At 72.5% G+C, this 20,977-nt stretch carries 14 protein-coding genes; 5 read left to right on the top strand and 9 right to left on the bottom strand.

What is annotated here, in order from left to right; all coding sequences use genetic code 11:
- Window positions 1-406: 406 nt before the first annotated feature.
- The 3 genes from ACI79C_RS17845 to ACI79C_RS17835 all read left to right on the top strand — a co-directional run bounded on the left by ACI79C_RS17845 (window position 407) and on the right by ACI79C_RS17835 (window position 5,850).
- Window positions 407-2,014 (top strand): potassium/proton antiporter, encoded by a 1,608-nt coding sequence (locus ACI79C_RS17845; protein ID WP_456947016.1) that lies wholly within the window; start codon window positions 407-409, stop codon window positions 2,012-2,014.
- 906 nt (window positions 2,015-2,920) lie between these two features.
- A complete protein-coding gene (locus ACI79C_RS17840) occupies window positions 2,921-4,273 on the top strand; it encodes a chemotaxis protein CheB (protein WP_456947015.1) in 1,353 nt (450 codons plus the stop codon).
- Between the two features lie 176 nt (window positions 4,274-4,449).
- Window positions 4,450-5,850: an ATP-binding response regulator gene (locus ACI79C_RS17835; protein WP_456947014.1), complete on the top strand. Its 1,401-nt coding sequence runs from the start codon at window positions 4,450-4,452 to the stop codon at window positions 5,848-5,850.
- Between the two features lie 141 nt (window positions 5,851-5,991).
- On the opposite strand, the gene ACI79C_RS17830 is transcribed toward ACI79C_RS17835, so the two are convergent.
- Window positions 5,992-6,567, bottom strand: a complete 576-nt coding sequence (locus ACI79C_RS17830) for a hypothetical protein (protein ID WP_456947013.1) — start codon at window positions 6,565-6,567, stop codon at window positions 5,992-5,994.
- A gap of 401 nt (window positions 6,568-6,968) precedes the next feature.
- Here ACI79C_RS17830 and ACI79C_RS17825 point away from each other — a divergent pair, with 401 nt between their 5' ends.
- On the top strand, window positions 6,969-9,506 hold the full coding sequence (locus ACI79C_RS17825; RefSeq protein ID WP_456947012.1) for an HAD-IC family P-type ATPase: 2,538 nt from the start codon (window positions 6,969-6,971) through the stop codon (window positions 9,504-9,506).
- Window positions 9,507-9,953: 447 nt separating this feature from the next.
- Here ACI79C_RS17825 and ACI79C_RS17820 read toward each other — a convergent pair whose 3' ends face one another.
- Both ACI79C_RS17820 and ACI79C_RS17815 read right to left on the bottom strand, forming a co-directional pair.
- Complete coding sequence (locus ACI79C_RS17820) at window positions 9,954-11,237, bottom strand: gallate dioxygenase (RefSeq protein WP_456947011.1); 1,284 nt, start codon at window positions 11,235-11,237, stop codon at window positions 9,954-9,956.
- Between the two features lie 54 nt (window positions 11,238-11,291).
- Window positions 11,292-12,230, bottom strand: coding sequence for an ABC transporter substrate-binding protein (locus tag ACI79C_RS17815; RefSeq protein WP_456947010.1), 939 nt, complete (start codon window positions 12,228-12,230; stop codon window positions 11,292-11,294).
- Between the two features lie 237 nt (window positions 12,231-12,467).
- Between ACI79C_RS17815 and ACI79C_RS17810 the strand changes: the two genes are divergently transcribed.
- Entirely contained in the window at window positions 12,468-13,772 is a 1,305-nt protein-coding gene (locus ACI79C_RS17810) for an FUSC family protein (protein WP_456947009.1), read from the top strand.
- Between the two features lie 152 nt (window positions 13,773-13,924).
- Here the strand turns inward: ACI79C_RS17810 and ACI79C_RS17805 are convergent, their stop codons facing one another.
- The 6 genes from ACI79C_RS17805 to ACI79C_RS17780 form a co-directional block, all read right to left on the bottom strand.
- Window positions 13,925-15,730 (bottom strand): tannase/feruloyl esterase family alpha/beta hydrolase, encoded by a 1,806-nt coding sequence (locus tag ACI79C_RS17805; protein WP_456947008.1) that lies wholly within the window; start codon window positions 15,728-15,730, stop codon window positions 13,925-13,927.
- A 238-nt stretch (window positions 15,731-15,968) separates the two neighbouring features.
- Complete coding sequence (locus ACI79C_RS17800; protein ID WP_456947007.1) at window positions 15,969-16,973, bottom strand: VOC family protein; 1,005 nt, start codon at window positions 16,971-16,973, stop codon at window positions 15,969-15,971.
- Between the two features lie 84 nt (window positions 16,974-17,057).
- Window positions 17,058-18,149, bottom strand: a complete 1,092-nt coding sequence (locus tag ACI79C_RS17795; RefSeq protein WP_456947006.1) for a 4-oxalomesaconate tautomerase — start codon at window positions 18,147-18,149, stop codon at window positions 17,058-17,060.
- Window positions 18,142-18,852, bottom strand: coding sequence for a 4-carboxy-4-hydroxy-2-oxoadipate aldolase/oxaloacetate decarboxylase (locus ACI79C_RS17790; RefSeq protein ID WP_456947005.1), 711 nt, complete (start codon window positions 18,850-18,852; stop codon window positions 18,142-18,144). The genes ACI79C_RS17795 and ACI79C_RS17790 overlap by 8 nt, the downstream gene beginning before the upstream one ends.
- 94 nt (window positions 18,853-18,946) lie before the next feature.
- Window positions 18,947-19,405 carry a universal stress protein gene (locus tag ACI79C_RS17785; protein ID WP_456947004.1) on the bottom strand — a complete coding sequence of 153 codons (459 nt, stop codon included), beginning with the start codon at window positions 19,403-19,405 and terminating at the stop codon, window positions 18,947-18,949.
- A 45-nt stretch (window positions 19,406-19,450) separates the two neighbouring features.
- A complete protein-coding gene (locus ACI79C_RS17780; RefSeq protein WP_456947003.1) occupies window positions 19,451-20,833 on the bottom strand; it encodes an MFS transporter in 1,383 nt (460 codons plus the stop codon).
- Window positions 20,834-20,977 lie beyond the last annotated feature (144 nt).

Below are 20,977 nucleotides of genomic sequence, written 5' to 3'. Positions count from 1 at the left end.
CGCTGGCGCAGCCACCTCCGGGGTGCTCGGCGCCTTCGTCGCTGTCCCGATCGCCGCTTTGCTGGCCCGGGTCGTCGACCACCTGCGCGGACACCGTCCTGCTGCGGGCCCCGGCTCGAAACCCGACGAGACACACCAGCACGAGGGGATGGGGCCGATCCGGCATCGGAGGAGACGCCGCCCGCGGGGTGTGTCCTGCGGTTGCCGTGCTGCGCGAGACTGCTCGTCGCGGTGCCCGTCATGGGAGTCGCGGCCAGGGCGGGACCCGTGCACATCGCGGGCGACACGGCGGAGGACTCGGGCACCGGTGCCCGGCGGTGGTCTGCCCGCCCGACAGCAGGGGACACAGCGTCAGATCCGGGTCAGCGGCAGCGCAGCGCTCGTCGGACGTGCCGAGGGGGTGGCCGTGTCGGTCGCCGACCTCAACCTGGTCGTCCTCGCGGTCACCGCCCTGGTGCTCGTCGCGGTGGCGGCGGTGCGGCTGTCCTCGCGTGCGGGGCTACCGACGCTGCTCCTCTACCTCGGTCTCGGTGTCCTCATCGGCGAGGCCGGGCTGGGCATCGAGTTCGAGGACGCCGAGCTCACCCAGGTCGTGGGGTTGGTGCTGCTCGGCATCATCCTGGCCGAGGGCGGCCTGACCACGCGGTGGGCGGTGATCCGACCGGTGCTGGGACCGGCCCTGCTGCTCGCGACCCTGGGGGTGGCGATCAGCGTGACCGTCACCGCCGCGATCACGTACGCCCTGCTCGACGTCGACCTCCGGACGGCCGTCCTGCTCGGGGCGGTCGTGTCTTCCACCGATGCAGCCGCCGTCTTCTCCGTCCTGAGACGGTTGCCACTGCGGCGGCGCCTCGGGGCGACGCTGGAGGCGGAGTCCGGCTTCAACGACCCGCTGGTGATCATCCTGGTGACCCTGGTCGTGTCCGACGGCTGGGGACGAGCGGACCCACTGCTGTCCCTGGGCCAGGTGCTCTACCAACTCGCCGTCGGCGCGGCGGTGGGGGTGCTGGTCGCGCGGTCGGGAGAGAGCGTGCTGCGCCGCAGCGCGCTGCCGTCGGTGGGTCTGTACCCCATCGCCACCGTGGCGATCGCCCTGTTCGCGTTCGCGGCTGCCGGGCTCGCCTCGGCCTCGTCGTTCATGGCCGTGTACGTGGCCGGCCTGTGGCTGGGCAACGCCCGGCTCCCCCACCGCAACGCCACCCTCGGCTTCGCCGAGGGCCTGGCGTGGCTGTCCCAGATCGGCTTGTTCGTCCTGCTGGGCCTGCTGGCCAGTCCCAGCAGACTCCCCGACGCGCTGCTGCCTGCACTGATCGTCGGCGGCGGCCTGTTGCTGTTGGCGCGCCCGCTGTCGGTGGTCGTGTGCGCGACGCCGTTCCGCTCCTCGTGGAGGGAACAGGCGTTCATGTCCTGGGCCGGACTCCGGGGCGCAGTGCCCATCGTGCTCGCCACGATCCCGATCAGTGCGGAGCTGCCGGCAGCCGAGACGATCTTCGACATCGTCTTCGTCCTGGTCGTCGTCTTCACGATCGTCCAGGCGCCGACCTTGCCCCCACTGGCGCGGCGCCTGGGGGTCGGTGACGCGGAGGACGCGCGCGACGTGCTCGTGGAGTCGGCGCCACTGGAGCGGCTCGACGCGGACCTGCTCCAGTTCCTCGTGCCGGCGGAGTCGAAGCTGCACGGAGTCACCATGTGGGAGCTGCGCCTGCCACCTGGCGCTGTCGTCTCCCTGATCGTCAGAGACGGGCACACGCTGGTCCCCGACCGGCAGACCACCCTCCGCCACGGCGACCACCTCTTGTTGATCGTGCCGAGCAGGAGCCGGCTCGCCGTCGAACGCCGGCTGCGGGCCGTTCACCGAGCCGGTCGCATGGCCGGCTGGCTGGGCGAGAACGGCGAGGACGGCGCGAGCTCCCGTATCCCCGATGGTGGCTCTCCGGGCAGGTCACGCCTCGAGGTCGTCCAGCACCTGCTGCGCCGGAGAAGTCGGGACCGCCCTCCACCGACGAGCGGTTGAGCTGACCGGTCGGTGGAGCGTCGGAGATCGTCCTCGTCCCCGCAGCCGCCGTCCGGCGGCCTCGGGGCACGGCCCGGGAGCCGTCCCACCTGGCGCCCGGCCTCGACCCGGCGCCCGCAGCCGGCAGGCGCGGTGGACTCAGGGTCGGCTGACGGTGGTCGACCTGGTGGTCACACCGCTCTGGGAAGCGATCAGGGGCCGTTCCGGATCTCTCCGGGACGGCCCCTGACCTGCGGTTTCACTGTCGGGCTGACAGGATTTGAACCTGCGACCCCTTGACCCCCAGTCAGAGTAGGGACGTGTCGGTGCGGGACGCAGGATGTGGTCCCATATCGTTTCTGCAGGCCAGCGTCCTGATGAAGTGCCGCCTCGTGCCACCAACTCCCAGCCCTTCCGAGAGAGTTCGCGCCACATCGCGACCACGTCTGGTCCACCACGACAGGTGGGGCCCCGACGGCTGATCTTGGGCGGGCACCGCTGAGTCAGATGCTTCGGACGGGCTGGGCCGTCGGCACGGGGTGGAGGTCCGCCGGGTCGGGTGGGATGACAAGCAGCCGGTCTTCCGTCCCATCCGGCACGCTTGGCGCGTCGAGGTGGCCCACGGCCGGTTCGGCCGTAGTCGCAGGCTCGCGAAGTCGTTCGAGAACACGACGGCCTCAGCGACCGGCTGGCTCCAGGTCGCCTGCATCGCCACCACCTTGCGGCACCTGAGCCAGAACGGGGCGCGGCCGGCCACGGTGCGTCGAGCCGCGTAGCGGCACGAAGCCCCTCTCGCGCGCGCTCGGAACGCGGCATGGTCGGGCACATGTATCAGGTGACAGGAGGGTCGAGTCCGGATAACGAGGCACAGCATGCTCAGGTCGGGGACGTAGCAGCCGCGTCGGCATCGCACACTTGATCCCCTTCGTGGCCTACTGGCGGGGGCATCATTTCCTCATGGGCGCGCCGGATGCTGCTGGCCCCGCGGGCGGGAGCCGCTATCGCGCCCTGGTGGTCGGTGCTTCGCTCGGAGAGGTGGAGGCGCTGCAGGTGGTCCTGGGCAGCCTCCGCACCGAGATCGGGGTGCCGGTGCTCGTCGCGCAGCACGCCGGGGCGGGTAATCGGCAGCTACAGGAGGTCCTGGGCCGCAGCTCGCGGCTGCCGGTCGCCACCGCCGTCGACGGTGAGACCGCCGAGCCGGGCCGCGTCTATCTCTGCCCGCCGCGGGGCACGCTTCGGCTGGAGCCGGACGGCACGCTCGCCGCCAGGACGCGCGACCGGCCGTCGGCGCTGGGATCGGTCGATGAGCTGTTCGTCTCGGCCGCCCATGCGCTCGGGCCAGCGGTGCTGGCGCTCGTGCTCACCGGCGCCGGGCAGGATGGCCGGGACGGCGCCCGTGCGGTGCGCGAGGCGGGTGGCACCGTGCTCGTGCAGGACGAGGCCACCAGCATGGCCTACGGGATGCCGGGATCGGTCGTCCGGGCCGGGCTGTGCGACCTGGAGCTCCCGCTGGGGGAGATCCCCCGCCTACTCGACGACGCGCTCGGTGCCGGGCTCCCGCTGCCGCTACCCGGTGTGGCTGACGCGCAGGCGGTCTTCGCCCTCGGTGATGAGGTGGGCGCGGCGATGGCCCGCAGGGACTGGGCGGCGACCCCGCTGGGTCCGGTGGAGACGTGGTCGACCGAGCTGCTGACCGTGCTGGCGACGATCCTGCCCAACGAGATGCCGCTGCACGTCTTCTGGGGACCGCAGCACGCGCAGCTGTACAACGACGCGGCCGTGCCGGTGATCGGCGACCGGCACCCGGCGTCGTTGGGGCGGCCGATCCTGGAGGACTACCCGGAGGCCGCCGCGCAGCTCCTCGGCCCGGTGGTCGAGGCGACCGGCGCGGGGCGCGCGGTGACCTACGCGGACCAGCGCGTGCTGCTCCGCTTCGACGAGCGGCTGGAGGAGCACTTCTACACCGTGTGCTGCAGCCCGTTGCGCGAACGCGGCCGCATCGCCGGGACGTTCGCGAACTACGTCGAGACCACGGGCCAGGTCCGGGCCAACCGGCGACTGAGCCTGCTCGACAAGCTGGCCGCGGTGCCAGTCGAGGACGACGCCGGGGAGGCCACGATGGCCGGACGGCTTGCCGCGGTGATGGCTGGCAATCCCGGCACGTCCCCTTCGCATTGCTGTACCTGCCCGACTCGGCCGGCACCGAGCTGCACCTGGCCGGTGCGGCCGGCCTTGCGCCCGGCTCGGCGGTGGCCCCCCGGCGCATCAGTAGCGGGCTGAGCTCGTCGTAGCCGGTGACGGCGGCGTTGTCCAGCAGCGAGCCGGTGCAGGTCGATGACCTGCCGTCGCGGTTCGGGGTGGCCCTGCCTGCGGTGGACGCCGCCGCTGCGGCCGAGTCCGTCCCCGTCACGGCGCTCGTGCTGCCGGCTGGTCGTCGTGACGACGACGTCCCGGCCGTGGTCGTCATCGCCGGGGTCAACCCGCTGATCCCTCTGGACCGGGACTACCGGACCTTTCTGACGCTGGTGGCCGACCGGGTCGGGGCCGCGGTGCTCGCTGCCCGGCGGCGGGCCGACGCCGCGGCGCGGGTCGCCGCGCTACGGGAGCTGAACCGGGCCCACACGGAATTCTTCACCGGGGTCAGCCACGAGTTCCGCACCCCGTTGACGCTGATGCTCGGGCCGCTGGAGGAGCTGCTCGACGCGGCGTCCGAGCTGCGGCCCGAGCACGCCGAGGCGGTGGGGCTGGCGCACCGCAACGCGCTACGGCTGCTCAAGCTGGTCAACATGCTGCTGGAGTTCGCGCAGGCCGAGCAGGGCCGCGTCGTCCCCCGGTTCGCCCCCGTGGACCTCGCCGCGCTGACGGCCGAGCTGGCCGGGGTGTTCCGCTCAGCGTTCGAGGCGGCGGGTCTGACCCTCGACGTCGACTGCCCGCCGCTGGGACGCCTGCTTCCCGTGGATGCCGACATGTGGGAGCGCATCGTGCTCAACCTGCTCTCCAACGCGCTCAAGCACACCTTCACCGGCGGCGTCACGGTGACCCTGCGGCTGCAGCCCAATCACGCCGAGCTCACCGTCGCCGACACCGGCATCGGCATCGCCGAAGCCGACCAGCGCGACCTGTTCACCCGGTTCCACCGGGTACGCGGCGCGAAGGCACGCAGCCACGAAGGGTCCGGGCTCGGGCTCGCGCTGGTCGCTCAGCTCGTGCGCATGCACCGGGGCAGCGTCCGCGTGCGCAGTCGGCCCGGAGAGGGCAGCGCGTTCACCGTCTGGATCCCGGTGGCCCAACCTCGGCAGGCGGACGCCGTGCACGGTCCCGACCCTGGTGCCAGGGCGGCCTACCGGCAGGCGCTTCTCGACGAGGCGGCGCTGTGGGCGGCCGGGAAGAGCGCGCCCGCCGGCATCCGCGACACCGGCCCAGTCGCGCCGGTGCCGCGGGGGCGGCGCGCGACGGTGCTGCTCGTGGATGACAACGCCGATCTACGTACCTACATCACCCGGCTGCTCGCCGACCGGTACGAGATCATCGCCGTCGCCGACGGCCGGTCCGCTCTCGCCGAACTCGAGGAGCAGCACGTCGACCTCGTACTGGCCGACGTCATGATGCCCGAAATGGACGGGCTGGAACTTCTCCGCCGCGTCCGATCCGACGAGCGACATCGCACCACCCCGGTCATCCTCCTCACCGCGGTAGCGGCGACCGACTCCATCGTCGCAGCGTTCAACGCAAGCGCCGACGACTACATCGTCAAGCCGTTCAACGCCCGCGAGCTCGTCGCCCGGGTCGAAGCTCAGCTCACCCTCGCCGACCTCCGCCACCCCCGACGCGCGGAATCGCCGCACAAAGTCATGTAGTGGACTGCACCTCGATGCGTTCGCCACGGGCGCCTGACCATCGGCATGTCCGGGCGGTTCGGGGACCGGTGGCCCTTCAGCGGTGGAATAGGGACACACCCAGTAAGAGAGGACGGCGCCGCTCAGCGGTGCTGCACCAGATCAGTCGTCAGCGGACTGCCCCGACGCGCCGTCCGCCTCGTTCCGGTTGCCGCGCCCGCCGTCCTGGACGGTGGTGTTGACGCGGTCGGTGACGCGCTGCTCCAGGTCGGCAAGCCGCCGATCGGCCTGTTCCTGGGTGATCCGCCCGTCGGCGACGGCCTGGGCGATCCGCTCCTGCTCCGCGGTGACCAGTGCCTGCACGACAGTGTCGAGCGCGACCCCCTTGTCCTCGGCCACCTGCGCCAGCGTGGCGCCGTCGGCCTCGAGGGCGGTGTGCAGATCGTCCTCACTCATGCCGAGGGCCTCGGCGGCAGCCGTCAGGTCCAGGCCCCGGCCGTGGTGCCCACCACGGCTACCGAAGCCGGCTTCGCTCAGCGTGGTGGCCACCTCGTCGGCCTGCTCCTGGGAGATGGAGCCATCGCTGACCAGGCCCGACAGCGCGTCCTTGATGCGCTCGACCCGGGACGACAGCGCGTCCCCGAGGGTGTCCGTGACGGCCAGCGCTGGCCCGGCCACGGCCAGGCCGGTGAGGGCCAGTGCACCGGTGGTGGCGGCGATGACGAGCTTCTTGCGCACGTGTGCTCCTTGACCGGGTCGGTGTCTCCGACCGTCCGTCCCACCGTCCGGGCACAGGCCGTGTACCCCCTGCGACCATGCCGGGAGGTTCCTGTGAGTGGGGTTCCTGCTCGGAACCAACCCGGTCCTGCCCTCCGTCCGTGTCGACGCGAAGACACCAGCGGAGCCGCCCGACCAGCGCCCATCCGGTGTGCGTTTGCTGGAGGCACGCGGTCACCGTGATGGCGCGGAGCACGCACTCACCCGTCGGGCAGGGCCACCGGAGAGCGAGCGCGGCGGCCGCGGGAGAGACTGCCCTGAGGCGGCAGGTAGCCCCTCGGCCACCGCGAGTGCGGACAGCGTGCGCGACGTCGCCATGCGCAGCGCCGGGACACGGGGACGAGGCGCAGGGAGTGAGCCGGGTGGACCTGCAGGAGACGGACGCGGCGGCGGTACCCGTGGCACCGGACGGGTTGTCCCAGCGGGAGGCCGAGGCCCGGCGCCGGCGCGGTGAGGGCAACACCGCCGTCAGTCGGTCCTCGCGCAGCTACGCGCAGATCCTGCGCACCAACGTCTTCTCCTTCTTCAATTTGGTCCTGTTCGCCATCGGCGTCGCGCTGCTGGCGCTGGGCCGGGTCAACGACGCGGTGGTCAGCGTCGGGCTGGGCCTGGTCAACGCTGCGATCAGCGCGGTCCAGGAGATCCGGGCCAAGCGCAAGCTCGACCGGCTGCAACTGCTTTCCCGCGGCACCGTCACCGTCGTCCGGGACGGCCGGGACGTCGAGGTGCTCCCGGAGGAGATCGTCCGCGGCGACGTGCTGCACGTGCTGCCCGGGGACCAGGTCGTCGTGGACGGGCCGGTCCTCGACGGCGGCCGGATCGAGGCCGACGAGTCGCTGCTGACCGGCGAGTCCGATCCCCAGCTGAAGGAGCCCGGGGACGACCTGCTGTCGGGCAGCTTCTGCGTCGGTGGCGAGGGCCGCCAGTTCGCCCGGGACGTCGGCGGCGCCAGCTACGCCAGCCGGCTCACCGCTGACGCCCGGCGGGTGTCGACCGACACCACGCCCCTGCAGCGCCGCATCGGGTTCGTCGTCCGGCTGGTCATCTGCCTGGTCGTGCTGATGAGCGGCGCCATCCTGGCCCAGGCCGCCCTCGAGGGGTTCTCCCTGGTCCGGGTGGTGCAGACCACCGCGGTGCTGTCCGGGCTGGTGCCCTACGGACTGTTCTTCCTCGTCGCGGTGGCCTACACCGTCGGCGCGGCGAAGAGCGGTGGACGGGGCGCGCTGGTGCAGCAGGTCAACGCGGTGGAGTCGATGAGCAACGTCGACGTCGTCTGCACCGACAAGACCGGCACGCTGACCACCGGCCGGCTCAGCCTGGCCGAGGTCGTGCCGGTCGGGCCGGCGGCGCTCGGCGACGTCGAGCGGCTGATCGGCTCGTCGGCCCGCAGCGCGGCCGCGGCCAACCTCACCACCACGGCGCTGGCCGCCGCTCTGCCCGGCGAGGCGTGGCCCGTGCGGGAGGAGGTCCCGTTCTCCTCGTCGCTGCGGTGGAGCGCGCTGCGCACCGACGACGGCGTCTTCGTCCTCGGCGCCCCCGACGCGCTGGCGCCGCACCTGTCCGGCGAGCCCCTCACCGGCGTGGTGAGCGAGCGGGCCGCGCAGGGGTTGCGGGTGCTCGTCGTCGCCCGCGCCGTCGATCCGCCGGCCTCGCTGCGTGACGGCGGACGGCCGCGGCTGCCCGCCCTGGAGCCGCTGGCGGTGATCGCGCTCGCCGACGAGCTGCGGCCGCAGGTGCGCGAGACGATCGGCCGCTTCCTCGCCGACGGCGTCGCGGTCAAGGTCGTCTCCGGCGACGACCCGCGCACCGTCGCCGCGCTGGCTCGGCAGGCCGGCCTGGACGGCACGGACCCGCTCAGCGGCGCCGACCTCGACGGGCTGACCGACCCGGCACTGGACGACGTCGTCGCGCGCACCGCGGTGTTCGGCCGCATCGCCCCGGAGCAGAAGGAGCGCCTGGTGGGCTCGCTGCGCCGGCAGGGCCGCTACGTCGCCATGCTCGGGGACGGGGTCAACGACGCCCGGGCGCTCAAGGCCGCCCAGGTCGGCGTGGCGATGCGCAGCGGCAGCGCCGTCACCCGGGACGTCGCCGACATCGTGCTCACCGAGGACTCCCTGGCCGCCCTCGTCCCGGCACGTCTGGAGGGGCGCCGCATCATCAGCGGCATCGCGACCTCCATGCAGGTCTTCCTCGCCCGGGTCGGCACCCAGGGGCTGGTCATCCTCGCGGTGACCATGCTCGGCCTGGGCTTCCCGTACGCCCCGGCCCAGGTGGGGCTGACCCTGCTGACCGTCGGTGTCCCCACCCTCTTCCTGACGATGTGGGCGCGCCCGGCTCCCCCTGATCCGCACCTGCTGGCAAACCTCGGGCGGTTCGTCATCCCCGCCGCGCTGGTCACCGCCGCCGGCGGCGTCGCGGTCTACGCCTACCACTACACATCCCTGCTCGCCGGCCCGCCCGGCGGCGAGGTCCCGGCCGACTTCGTGGCCCGCTTCGAGGAGTGGACCGGGCTGTCGGCCGACGACGCCGGGTTCTCCGAGGCGGTCGCGACCATCGGTGCGCAGACCGCGCTGTCGACCTTCGTCTCCTACGCGGCGTTCCTGCTGATCCTCTTCCTCAAGCCGCCGTCCAGGCTCTTCGCCTCGTGGACCCGGCCGGACGGCGACCGGCGACCGGCCGTACTCGTCGCCGTGCTGGTCGTGACCTTCACCGCGGGGTTGTTGATGCCCTGGTTCACCGGCTACTTTGGGCTCACCGAAGCCGCGCAGCCGGTGTTCACGACGGTGCTCCCCGCGCTCGTCCTGTGGTTTCTCGTGCTGACCGCCGCCTACCGGTTCCGGCTGCTCGACCGCGCCCTCGGGTTCGACCTGCTCGCGGATCCCCGCACACCCCGGCGCTGATCCCTGTCCGACCGGCCGGTCACCTGGCTGGGCGTCCAGCGAGTTCCCAGCCGCCGTACACCGGCTGGCGTGCCCGCCGCTGGGACCGTCGTCGGTACGGACCACCGGTGAGGGAACCGTGAGAGACATGAGCCCGCTGGACCGCCTACGCCGCCTCCTCCAGCGCCCGGCCGCCACCTGGCACAGCCCCGCCCGACCAGCTCGAGCACCTGCATGCCGAGGCGTTCACCCGGCTGCCCCCCGACCAGCGCCGGCAGGTCCTGGCCGCTCCGAGCGACGAGATCCCGCCCAGCGGCGCTGCGGAAGGTCGGCGCGGGCCCCGAGAACCCGGCCGGCTGCCGGGTCCGGTTGTCCCTCTCGTGGTGCGGACGGCCTTCAGGAGTTGCTGATCGGACCTGCGCGAACGCGTCTGTCGGCCCGCAGAGCCCCGTTGTCGAGGTGGGCGGCTCAGCTCCCGTCGATGTGGGCCGCCTTGGCACCGCCGGCGACGGAGTACTGGATCGGCACCTTGCGGGTGGCCATGAACTGCTCGAGGGTCTCCCCGCGGAAGCTGGCGTAGACCTGCGGGTTGGAGACGCCGAGCACCGCGGCCATCTTCTCCAGCACGAAGAAGCTGACCCCGCGGCGCACCATCTCCAGCCACTCGCGGCCGCGGATCAGGTCGCGCTCCTCGTCGGTCAGCTCGAACTCCTCGGCCAGCGCCTCGAAATCGTCGACGAACCGCTGCCGATGCGCGGGCTCGACCAGCCGGTGGAGGAAGTCGTTGATGCGGAAGCAGGCGCGGCTGCGCTCCAGGGTGAAAGGGTGGGTGCCCGGCAGCTCCTCGGCCCCGGCGAACTGGTGACCGATGTGCGCGCGGTAGGCCGCCACCTCCGCGGGGTCGGGGTTGCTCCCCAGGTCCTCGAACACCACGGTGGCGATGTTGGTGACCGAGGGCGCGTAGGTCTGGGCGTGCACCTTCGTGACGGTGCCGGACAGAGCCCCCCGCATGATCAGCCACACGATGACCTCGGACCCCTCCCAGCCCCCGAGCTTCGCGAACTCCGCGACGCGCATCTCGGCGAGCTTCTCGGGAGCGGTTTCGAGCAGCTGCAGGAACTCGTCGTCCCAGGCCTCGTTGATGAAGCCGGCGCGCTCACCGTGGACCTGGTGCGACATGCCACCGGTGGCCGCGATGGCCACGCGCAGGTCGTCGTCCGGGAAGCTCTCGATCGCCTTGCGCAGCGACTGGCCGAGCTTGTAGCAGCGGCGAGCGCTGGGGATCGGCAGCTGCAGGACGCCGACCTGCAGCGGCACGATGCTCCCCGGCCACGGGCCGTCCTCGTCGCCCATCATCGACAGCGGTGACAGGACCCCGTGGTCGACCGGCTTGCCCTGGAAGAACGACATGTCGAACTCGTCGGCCATGAGCGCGGCACCGATGTGGCGGGCCAGCGCGTCGTGGCCCCTCGCCGGCGGGACGTCGCGCGGACCGCCGCCCTCGTCCGCCGGGACGTACGCGTCGTCCACCCCGAGGGCGAAGGCCGAGTAGTGGTCGAAGAAGAACGACGTGATGTGGTCGTTGTAGATCATGAACAGGACGTCGACGTCCTGGCGCCGCACCCAGTCCCGCACCTCGGCGAAGCCGTCGAAGATCGGCGCCCAGGCCGGGTCGTTCTGCTTCTGCATGTCCAGGGCGAACCCGATGGTCGGCGAGTGCGACATGCCGATACCGCCCACGATCTTGGCCACGGTCTTCCTCCTGCTGCTCGAGATCTGTCTGTGCGGGGTCTTCTGTCGTTCGGGTCAGCCGGCGGCGATGAGCGAGTCGACGTCGACGGCGTCCTCGGTGGCTCCGTACTGCTGCATGAGCTCGGCGACCGCGGTGATCGAGTCGACGTCGATCTCCTGCGGGTAGGCGGGCAGCGCGATCTGCTGGGCGACCTCGGGCTCGATCTGGGTGTAGGTGGTGATGATGCGCCGCACCTCGTCGGGGTTGTCGCTGGCGTACTGCAGCGACTCCTGGACCGCGGCCCGGAACTCCTCGACGACGTCGGGGTTCTCCTGGATGTACTGCTGCGTCGTGAAGTAGGTGGCGACCGTCAGGTCCTCGACGGCCTCGGCGTAGGGCGCGGCCACCACCCGGTCACCCCGGCCGGTCATGGCGGACAGGAACGGCTCCACCACAACGGCGGCGTCGACGTCACCGTTGGCGACCGCAACCGGCATGTCCGGGAACGCCAGCTCGACGAAGTCGACGCTCGACGGGTCACCGCCCGCCGCCTCGACCACCGCGCGGGTCGTGACGTCGTTGATGTTGTTCAGGTTGTTGATCGCCACGCGGCGGCCGGCGAGGTCCGCCGCGGTCTGGATGGGGCTGTCGGCCGGGACGACGATGCCGGCGAAGTCGGTGGCCGGATCGCCGGTGGACGACGCGCCCTCGGCGACCATGCGCAGCGGGATGCCCTCCGAGCCGGCCAGCAGCGCCGAGGTGACGTTGCCGAAGGCGAACTGGAGGTCGCCGGAGACGACCCCGGGCACCGCGGCGGCGCCGCCGCTCTGCGTGACCAGCTCCAGGTCGATGCCGTGGTCGTCGAAGAAGCCCTGCTCCTCGCCGAGGTAGATGGGCGCCACGTCGACGATCGGGATGACGCCGACGGCGATCTGCGTCGGCCCGCCGCCCTCCGTCCCGGAGGCCGAGCCGCTGTCGTCGGAGCCGCAGGCGGCCGTCGTCAACACGGCCACGGCAGCGAGCGGGGCGATCAGTCGGCGGACTCGCACCGACGTGGGACCGGAGGTGGCAGAACGGGAGATCGTGGTCACACATCGAGTGTCGAAGAGGTAGATCGATCGGTCCAACGCCGATGTGCGGCCTCAGCGATCGACGAATCAGATCGATGAGCGCGCGCTTCTGGGGCACGCGTCCGCGGGCGGTGCTCGCAGCAGACGTACGACCGGGTCACCGTCGGACACTGACTGTCCGTGGCCGAGGTCTCGTCGGGCTGGGCCGCCTGTCCGATGACGCCGGTGGAGGTCATGGGGCTCGCCGCGGTGGCCTCGACGCTCGCGGTGCTGACCGGCGGCAAGACACGGCGTCACCGAGTGCCGGCCGTCGAGGAGATCGGCGTCCCGTGGGACGCCCGCACCCTCCGGGGTGAGACGACCCGCCTTCGGGCACCCTCCACGGACGAGGCGAGAACTCGAGCTCCCGGGGGTGCGGTGGAGGGATCGGCGCGGCGCGCCCATGGTCAGCGGTGGCGGAGCGCGGTCGCACGTCTGCTGGAGGTCACTCCACAGACCGACACCGCCGCGACCGCCGTCCGGGCGGGGTTGTCGATCGCCCTACCGCTCCTGGTGCTCTGGGCTGTGGGGCACGTCGAGTGGTCCCTGTACGCCACGTTCGGGGCCTTCACCGCCGTCTACGGCCGGGGCCGGACACGCGGCGCACGGCTGCGGATCCAGGCCGCGGTCGCACTCGTCCTCACCGCCGCGGTCACCACCGGGGCTCTCGTGGCGCTCAGCGTCCACCGGTCCTGGCTCGCCGTCCCGGTCGCCGCCGCGTGGGCCACCGCTGCGGCCAGGGCCTCGGACCACTACCGCTGGCGGCCGCCCGGCCCCACGTTCGCGGTGTTCGCCGTCGCGGCCTGTGCCGCCGTCCCTCTCGACCGGCCGGCTCAGGTCGCCGCGGCGGTGGCGACCACGGCCGGGACCGCCGCGTTCGCCCTTTTCCTGAGCGCTGTCGAGCCCGGACGGAGAGCCGCGTCGTACGCCGCTGGCCCTGCCGACCCGTCGGCGCACCGGCAGAAGGTGCACGCACTGCGGTGCGCGGCCGCCGTGTTGCTCGCCGGCACGGCCGCCACCGCGGCAGGCATCAGCCACCCCTACTGGGCGGTGGTGGCAGCTGTGGTCCCGCTGGCCACGCCGACGCTGTCGCGCCAGGTCGTCCGAGGGCTCCACCGCCTGCTGGGCACGCTCGTCGGGCTGGTGCTGGCGGCCCTGCTGCTGGCCCTCCCGCTGCCGCCGATCGTCACCATCCTCGTGGCCGCGGCGCTGCAGACGGTGACCGAACTGCTCGTCGCCCGCCACTACGGCGCCGCACTCCTCTTCATCACCCCTCTGGCGCTGCTCCTCGGCCACCTGGCCCATCCGCAACCCATCGGCTCGCTCCTGGCGGCCCGAGCACTGGAGACCGGCATCGGCGTCGCTGTCGGCCTCCTGGTCGCCGTCGCCACCCGGGACCGCAGCGCTGCCGCGCACAGCGCCACCGTCGGCGTCGAGCATCGATGACGACGGATGGGGCCACATGCCCGGGACGTCGTCTCGGCAGCGGACCGCGGCCTTCGGAACGGCAGGGCGATGGCGTCGCGGACGCTGGGGCCCACGTCACGACGACACGACCGACCGTCCGCGCACCCACCGGCACGGGTGCCGGTGCAGTCCTAGGTGCGCGGCCCGATGGGCTCGTCCTGGTCACACACCAGCTGGCCGTTTATCACGTGGCACGAGGCCTGGTAGCCGTGTGAGTAGAGCGCCTCGCCGACCCAGTCGTACCCGACGGCCGGCTCCGTGGGCGGCGTGTAGGGGACGAAGTTCGCTGCGTCGTCGGTACTGCCCGAGCCGTCGTAGCGCGCCACCGCCGGATACGGGTACACCGGGCGCGTGCGCGTCACCGTGCCGTCGTCGTCGACCCGGGAGGCGATGATCTCCTCCGGCGGTGTGCGCGTCTCCGTCCAGGCCATCAGCGGGGTGAGGACGTCGAACGTGTTCGCGCCCGTTCCTCCTCCGCAGTGGGCCACCCCGGGGAACACGTACAGCTTGGCGAACCGGTCGGCCTGCTCGGCCCCCATGTACTCGCGCACGTGTCGGTAGTAGTCGAGTGTCGACTGCGGGGTGATGTGTTCGTCCTCCCAGCCGTGCCAGAGCAGGAGCTTCCCGCCGCTGCGGGCGAACCGGGTCAGGTCCGGGTCGGTCGCGGCCAGGTACGCCGAGCTCTGCACGACCTGCCAGAAGTAGTCGACGGTGAACTGGAGATCGGCGAGCTGGTAGTTCGGGTCCTGCTGGTTCTGGAAGGCCAGGTACCGCAGGAAGGGTAGGGCGAACATCTCGCTGGCCGACGGGCCCTCCGCCGTCTCGGGCACGAAGAGGCTCCAGCCCAGCTCCGAACCCCACTCATGCGCGATCGGCTGCTCGAGGTGCCGCCCTTCCGCGTCGACCGGACCGTCGTGCAGCCTGCGGACCACGTCCACCTCGGCCTGGGTGAGACAGGCTGAGGCATCGGCCTGCTCGCTCGGGCACAGCAGCGTCGCCGGGTCGAAGTCGCAGGCACGGGGGTCGTCGAGGATGCCGTCCACCACGCCGTCGGCGTCGTCGCAGGCGTCCAGCACGGCCTGGTGGATCAACGGCAGCTTGCCCGCCAGCAGGATGAACCGGCCGTCCGCGTCCCGGTTCGCGAGCACGTTCCAAGCGTGGTGGTAGGTGTTCTGGACGACGATGTCGTTGGCGGGCGCGCCCGCGGCGATCCCGTCGAAGTCGTCCGGGTAGCGCTGCGCCTCCATGAGGGCCTCGCGGCCGCCGTCGGAGCAGCCGTCGAAGTAGGAGTACGCCGGCGCCTGACCGTAGAACTCGCCGATGACGGCCTTGGCGACCTGCGCGAGGGCGTGCTGAGCCCGGTAGGCGAAGTCGAGGATCGCCTGCGGGTTGTCCGCGGCCCACGTGCCGTCGTTCTGGCCCTGGTGGCCCATGTCGGTCGCGGCCATCGCGATGGTGCCGTCGGTGACCGGCCGGCAGGTGCCGGCCATCGGCGGGTCGAGGGTGATCGAGCCGCACAGGCCGCCGCAGCCGACCTGCAGGTACCGCTGCGTCCAGCCCTGGGTCGGCAGCACGAGCTCGAACACCGCGGCGCCCGGGCCGATGACCCCCGTGACGTGGCAGGCAGGGGCGGTCACGGCGAAGGGATCCCGGGAGTTGCCGACCGGGGTCCCGGCATCGATGGGGGCCGCTGAGGTGATGGTGACCGGGCCGTCGGTGACGCCGGTCAGGTCGAGCTCGGCCACCGCCGCGCAGTCCACGACCGGCAGCACCGCCGGCAGGTCCGCGAGCCCGTCGGCGGCCTCACCGGCGGGCCCGGGGTCCGCGAGGGCGGTGGCCTGGCTCAGCGCCAGGGCGGCGAGCACCGCACTCGTCACCGCCAGGATCCGCCGGGCCGTCCGCGCACCGGAGCGGCGTCGTCCCGTCCTGATCTGCATGGACCGTCTCCTCACGTCGGCGCACCAGCCGGGACGGGCGGGTTCAGCTGCTGCCGGCTGCGCCGGCCCGGCGAGGGTGGGCTTCCGTCCGGGCGGTGTCGGTGGCTTCGATCACGGCCCTGCCTGCAGCGACCACCGCAATTGTCACGTCTTCCTGGACGAGCTGCTCGCTGATCGGCCGACCCCTGGACCGGCCTCGCCCGAGCGAGGACGGCGACGGGCGCGGCGACCGTTGCGATCACCAGACGCTTCCCTCGATGGGGTCCACGTCCACCGGCATCGGCTCGACGTCGTCGGGGGCGACCGACGGCGTGCCGTGGGTGTGGAAGGACTCGATCGTCCTCAGCCCCCACGCCTGCCCCTTGGCTCGCTCGGCCTCCGTCCAGGTGATGGGCTTCCAGTCGGGGGCCAGCACCATACGGGCGCCGGCGTTGCACAGCTCGATGCGATTGCCGCCGGGCTCGTACACGTAGAGGAAGAAGGTCTGCTGGATCGCGTGCTTGTGCGGGCCGGTCTCGATGAACACGCCCTGTTCGAGGGCGATGTCGGCCGCGCGCAGGATGTCCTCGCGGGTGTCGGTGGCGAACGCGATGTGGTGCAGCCGACCGCGCGAGCCGGTCCAGTCCTGGGTGTAGACGACGTCGTAGCTCTTGTTCGTGAACGTCTGCCAGCTGGCCGCGATCGTCCCGTCGTCGAGCTGGATCTGCTCGGTGACCATGGCACCCAGGACGTCGACCTGGAAGTCCCTGTTCGCCAGCGGCTCGGCGCCGAGGAAGTTGATGTGGTCCAGGCGTCGCGCGCTGGCGCCCCGGGCCGGATAAGCCTGGGCCTGGTTCTTCAGCGATGGCGTCAGCTCGGCCGGCGGGCGGTACCACTCGCTCTCGTAGTAGAGGCCGAACTCGTGCCCGTCGGGGTCGGTGAACGCGTACGTCGGCCCGTAGCCGGGGTCGCCGTCCTGCCACCCGATGCCGTGGCCGCTGGCCTCGATCGCCTTGACACGGCGGTCGAGCGCGTCCGGGCTGGCGGCCCGCAGGTTGGTGCGCCCGACCCCGGACGTGGTGTGGTCGACCAGCTTGATCGAGGTGTTCTCGTAGTCGTCCCACGTGCGCAGGTACACCGTGTCCCCGGATGATCCGTTGACGGTCAGTCCGAGGTAGCGGGTGAAGAACTCGACGCTCTGATCGAGCACCGGGGTGCGGAGCTCGACGTGGGCGAGGTGGGCGATCTCGTGCATCGGTGGCATGACGTCTCCAGGAGGATGTGGGGTGGGCGCCCCCTCCCGGGCACCGCCCCGAGCGTGCGAGGGGTGGGGAGGAGGGGACCCTTCTCAGGCGCGGGGGTAGGCGGGGCCGTCGAAGAGCTTCCGGGCCGTCCGCACGACCCCGGAGCGCACCACCCGCGGCGGGGTGGCCGCGGCGTCGACGACGACGTCGACCAGCAGGTGGCCGGTGGGGTGCTCGACGTCGACCTGCGACCGGCCGGCGTCCCAGGCGGCGGTGAGCTCGTGCCCGACCGCCCCGGGCAGGAGCAGGCCGGTCGCCACGCTCACCGCGGCCAGCACGCCGATCGAGGTGTGCGGCTGCACGGGGATGAACGACCGGGTGCACACCTGGCCGCCGTCCCGGGCGGGGGCGACCAGCACGGTCTTGGGCACCGACGAGCGGCTCACGTCCCCGAGGCCCATGAGCTGCCCGGCCTTGGTGCGCAGCGCGTCGACCCGCTCGAGCAGCGCGGTGTCGGCGGCCAGCTGCTCGTGCGGCTCGTAGCCGGTCAGCCCGAGGGACTCCGCCGTCGCGACGACCACCGGCATGCCGTTGTCCACGCAGGTGACCTCGACCCCGTCGACGGTGTCGCGGAGGTGGCCGGTGGGCAGCAGGCTGCCGGTCGCCGACCCCTCGGTGTCGGTGAAGGCGAGCACCACGGGCGCGGCCGTCCCCGGCACGCCGGCGATCTCGACGTCGCCGCGGTACTCGACCCGGCCGCCCGGGGTGGGGAACGTGGCGACCGCGACGCTGTCGGAGTTGACCATCCGGATCCGCACGGTGGTCTCCTCCGCGCCGGCGGGCACCAGGCCGCGCTCGACCGCGAACGGCCCGACGCCGGCCAGGATGTTGCCGCAGTTCTGCTGCGTGCTGACGGTGGCCTCGTCCACCCCCAGCTGCAGGAACAGGTAGTCGACGTCGGCATCCGGGTGCTCCGAGGGCCCGACGAGGGCGACCTTGCTGGTCAGCGACGTCCCGCCGCCCAGCCCGTCGATCTGCCGCGGGTCGGGGGTGCCCATCAGCCGCAGCAGCAGGTCGTCGCGGTCGGCGGGGTCGGCGGGCAGGTCGCCCGGCTCGAAGAACAGCCCCCGGGACGTGCCGCCGCGCAGCATCGTGCAGCGGACGCCGGCGTCGTCGTAGCCGGAGGCGTCAGTCACCGCCGGCCTCCTTCCGGTACTCCTCGTAGGTCAGGTACTCGATGCCGAACTCGGGCAGCCGCTCGCGCAGGCCGTAGCGGTCCAGGCCCAGCTGCCCCTCCTGGAAGGCGGCGCGGGCGGCGGCCTCCTTGTCCAGACGGGCCTGCGAGGCGGTCAGCGCGCGGGCGACGTCGGCCCGGGGCACCACCATCACGCCGTCGTCGTCACCCAGCACGACGTCGCCGGGGTGGATCGTCTGGCCGCCCAGGACGACCGGCACGTTGACCGCGCCGGCGGTGGCCTTGACCGAGCCCTGCGCGCTGATCGCCCGCGACCAGGCGGGGAAGCCCATCTCGCGCAGCTCGGCGACGTCGCGGACGCCGCTGGCCAGGATCACGCCCCGCACGCCGCGGCGGGCCAGCGCGGTGGCGAACAGCTCGCCGAACAGCCCGTCGGTGGACGGCGAGTTGGTGGCCACCACGAGGACGTCGCCGGCCCGGCACTGCTCGACGGCGACGTGGATCATCAGGTTGTCCCCGGGCCAGCACACGACCGTGACGGCGGTGCCGCCGATCCGCGCGCCCGGCCACGCCGGCCGGTACTCGGGGCCGAGGTAGCCGACCCGGCCCAGCGCCTCGTGCACGGTGGCCACGCCGAAGGTGCCCAGCTTCTCGGCCTCGCCGGCGTCCGCCCGGGGCGGGTCGGTCACGACGACGGTCTTCATAACTGCTCCTTGGTGGTGGTGGGTCCGCTCGCTACAGATGCGGGGACGGGGGATTCGGGGGCTCCTCCTGGGTGGGACGGGGAGTCGGCACCGGTCACCGGCGTCCCCGGTGGGACTCCGGCGGCCGGGCCAGGAGGATCGAGCAGTGCGGCCGCCGCCGGATGACGTGTTCGGCGACGGTCGACCCGCGGTGGTGCTGATAGCCGAGCACGATGAGGTCGACGGCCAGTTCCTCGGCGCGCTGGACGATGACGTCGGCGACGTCGTGCTCCGTGGCCCCGACGAGCTCGCCGTGGACCTCGATGCCGGCCGAGGCCAGCCGATCGACGGCGTCCTGGACGACCTGCCGGTCCTGGACGTCGACGTCGTCCTCGACCGGGTCGACCCCGAACCCGGCGCCGGCCGTGATGTCACGGGCGCCGAGGTGCCCGCGGGCGACGTGCAGCAGGTGGACCGAGGCACCGGCCATCGTCGCGAACTGCGCCGTACGCGCGAGCGAGTCGTCCGGGGAGTCGGGGGACGCGTCGACGGCGACCAGCATCCGGTCGTACACGGTGGGCCTCCAGGGGGTCGAGGGTGGTCAGGACACCGGGCCGGGTCAGCGGCCGAGCTGCGCGGGCTGCGTCACACCCGGCGTCGTCGCCGACGGCTCGACGACGGTGGGGTGCAGGTCGTGCGCCCGGCGCGTCGGCACCAGCAGGGTCAGGACGACGCCGGCCAGGGCGATGCCGGCCAGGATGAAGAAGATCGAGTTCAACGCGAGGCCCGCGCCGACCAGCAGACCGCCGAGCAGCGGGCCGCCGATCCCACCGAGCCGGCCGAACCCGGCGCACCACGCCACCGCCGCGCCCCGGACGTTCGTGCGGAAGTAGTTGGCCACGAAGCCGTAGACCAGGGTCTGCGTGCCGCTGGTCCCGACGCCGGCGAGCGCGACGAACAGCAGCAGGAACCCCAGCGGCAGGCTCAGCGTGAGCAGGGCGATGGCGACCGCACCCAGCAGGAAGAAGCCGGCCACGACGGGCTTGGGTCCCCAACGGTCGGCCAGCCGCGAGCCGATCAGCTGACCGACCACGGCCGCGCCGTTGAGCACGAGCAGGAACGCCAGGGAACCCTTGGTCGTGAAGCCCGCGCGGCCCATCAGCTCCGGCAGCCACGTGTTGAGCGCGTAGACGAGCACCAGGCCGGTCACGCTCATGAACCCGAGCAGGATGGCCGGAAGGGCGTTGGCGCCGCTGAAGAGCCCGGCGAAGCCGACCCGCTCGCGGCGGTCGGACGTCGCGGCCACCGGCGGTGCCTCCGACAGCGGCACGCCGGTCCGCTCGGCGAGGGCACGGGCCTCCTCGAGGCGACCGCGGGCCTGCAGCCACACCGACGACTCGGGCAGCTTGACGGCCGCGAGCGGGAGCAGCGTGACCAGGGGGAGCGCGCCGATGAGGAACATGCCCCGCCAGCCGATCGCGGGCAGCAGGAAGATGGCGAGCAGCGCGGACAGCGTGCTGCCGACCGCGATGCCCGAGTACGTGAGGGCGTTGTAGAGGTTCTTCTTGCCCGGCGGGGCGTACTCGGAGACGAGCGCGGCGGTGGTGGCCAGCAGGCAGCCGATGCCGAGGCCGGTGAGGAACCGCATCAGCCCGAACACGGTGGCGGACTGGCTGAACGCGGTGACGCCCATCCCGACGGCGAACCACCCGTAGGCCAGGAGCATGAGCTTGCGCCGGCCGATGACGTCGGACACGGTGCCGGCCAGCAGCGCGCCGACGAGCACACCGACGAGTGCGTAGCTGCCCAGGGCCCCGCCCATGGCCGGCGTGACCGGACCGATCTGCGTGGGGTCGTCCAGGAAGATGGGCAGAACGGTGCCGTAGACGACGAGGTCGTAGCCGTCGAAGACCAGACCGAGGAAGCCGAGGCCGGCGACCCAGGCCACCGTCCGGCGCCGTCGGGTGTCCTGCTCGGCGGTCCTCGTGATCGCTGTGGTCATGCAGAGCTCCTCAGGGTGGCGCGCCGGACACAGGCAGTGCGGTCCCGCGCAGAGTGCACGAAGGGGGCCGGCGGGGACCGTCCACGGGTCCCGCCATGAGTCCGTTCGCCAGTGGCCCTGCAGCGGCCGGCCGACGACGAGCCC

Source organism: Geodermatophilus sp. SYSU D00697, from assembly GCF_054050175.1.
The sequence above is the reverse complement of the archived record's forward strand: the minus strand, read 5'-3'. Positions and strand labels throughout refer to the sequence as shown.

Bases quoted from the DNA above. Each gene is read 5' to 3' on its own strand.
- ACI79C_RS17805 (WP_456947008.1), bottom strand. From the start codon at position 15,730: ATGCAGATCAGGACGGGACGACGCCGCTCCGGTGCGCGGACGGCCCGG.
- ACI79C_RS17800 (WP_456947007.1), bottom strand. From the start codon at position 16,973: ATGCCACCGATGCACGAGATCGCCCACCTCGCCCACGTCGAGCTCCGC.
- ACI79C_RS17790 (WP_456947005.1), bottom strand. From the start codon at position 18,852: ATGAAGACCGTCGTCGTGACCGACCCGCCCCGGGCGGACGCCGGCGAG.
- ACI79C_RS17780 (WP_456947003.1), bottom strand. From the start codon at position 20,833: ATGACCACAGCGATCACGAGGACCGCCGAGCAGGACACCCGACGGCGC.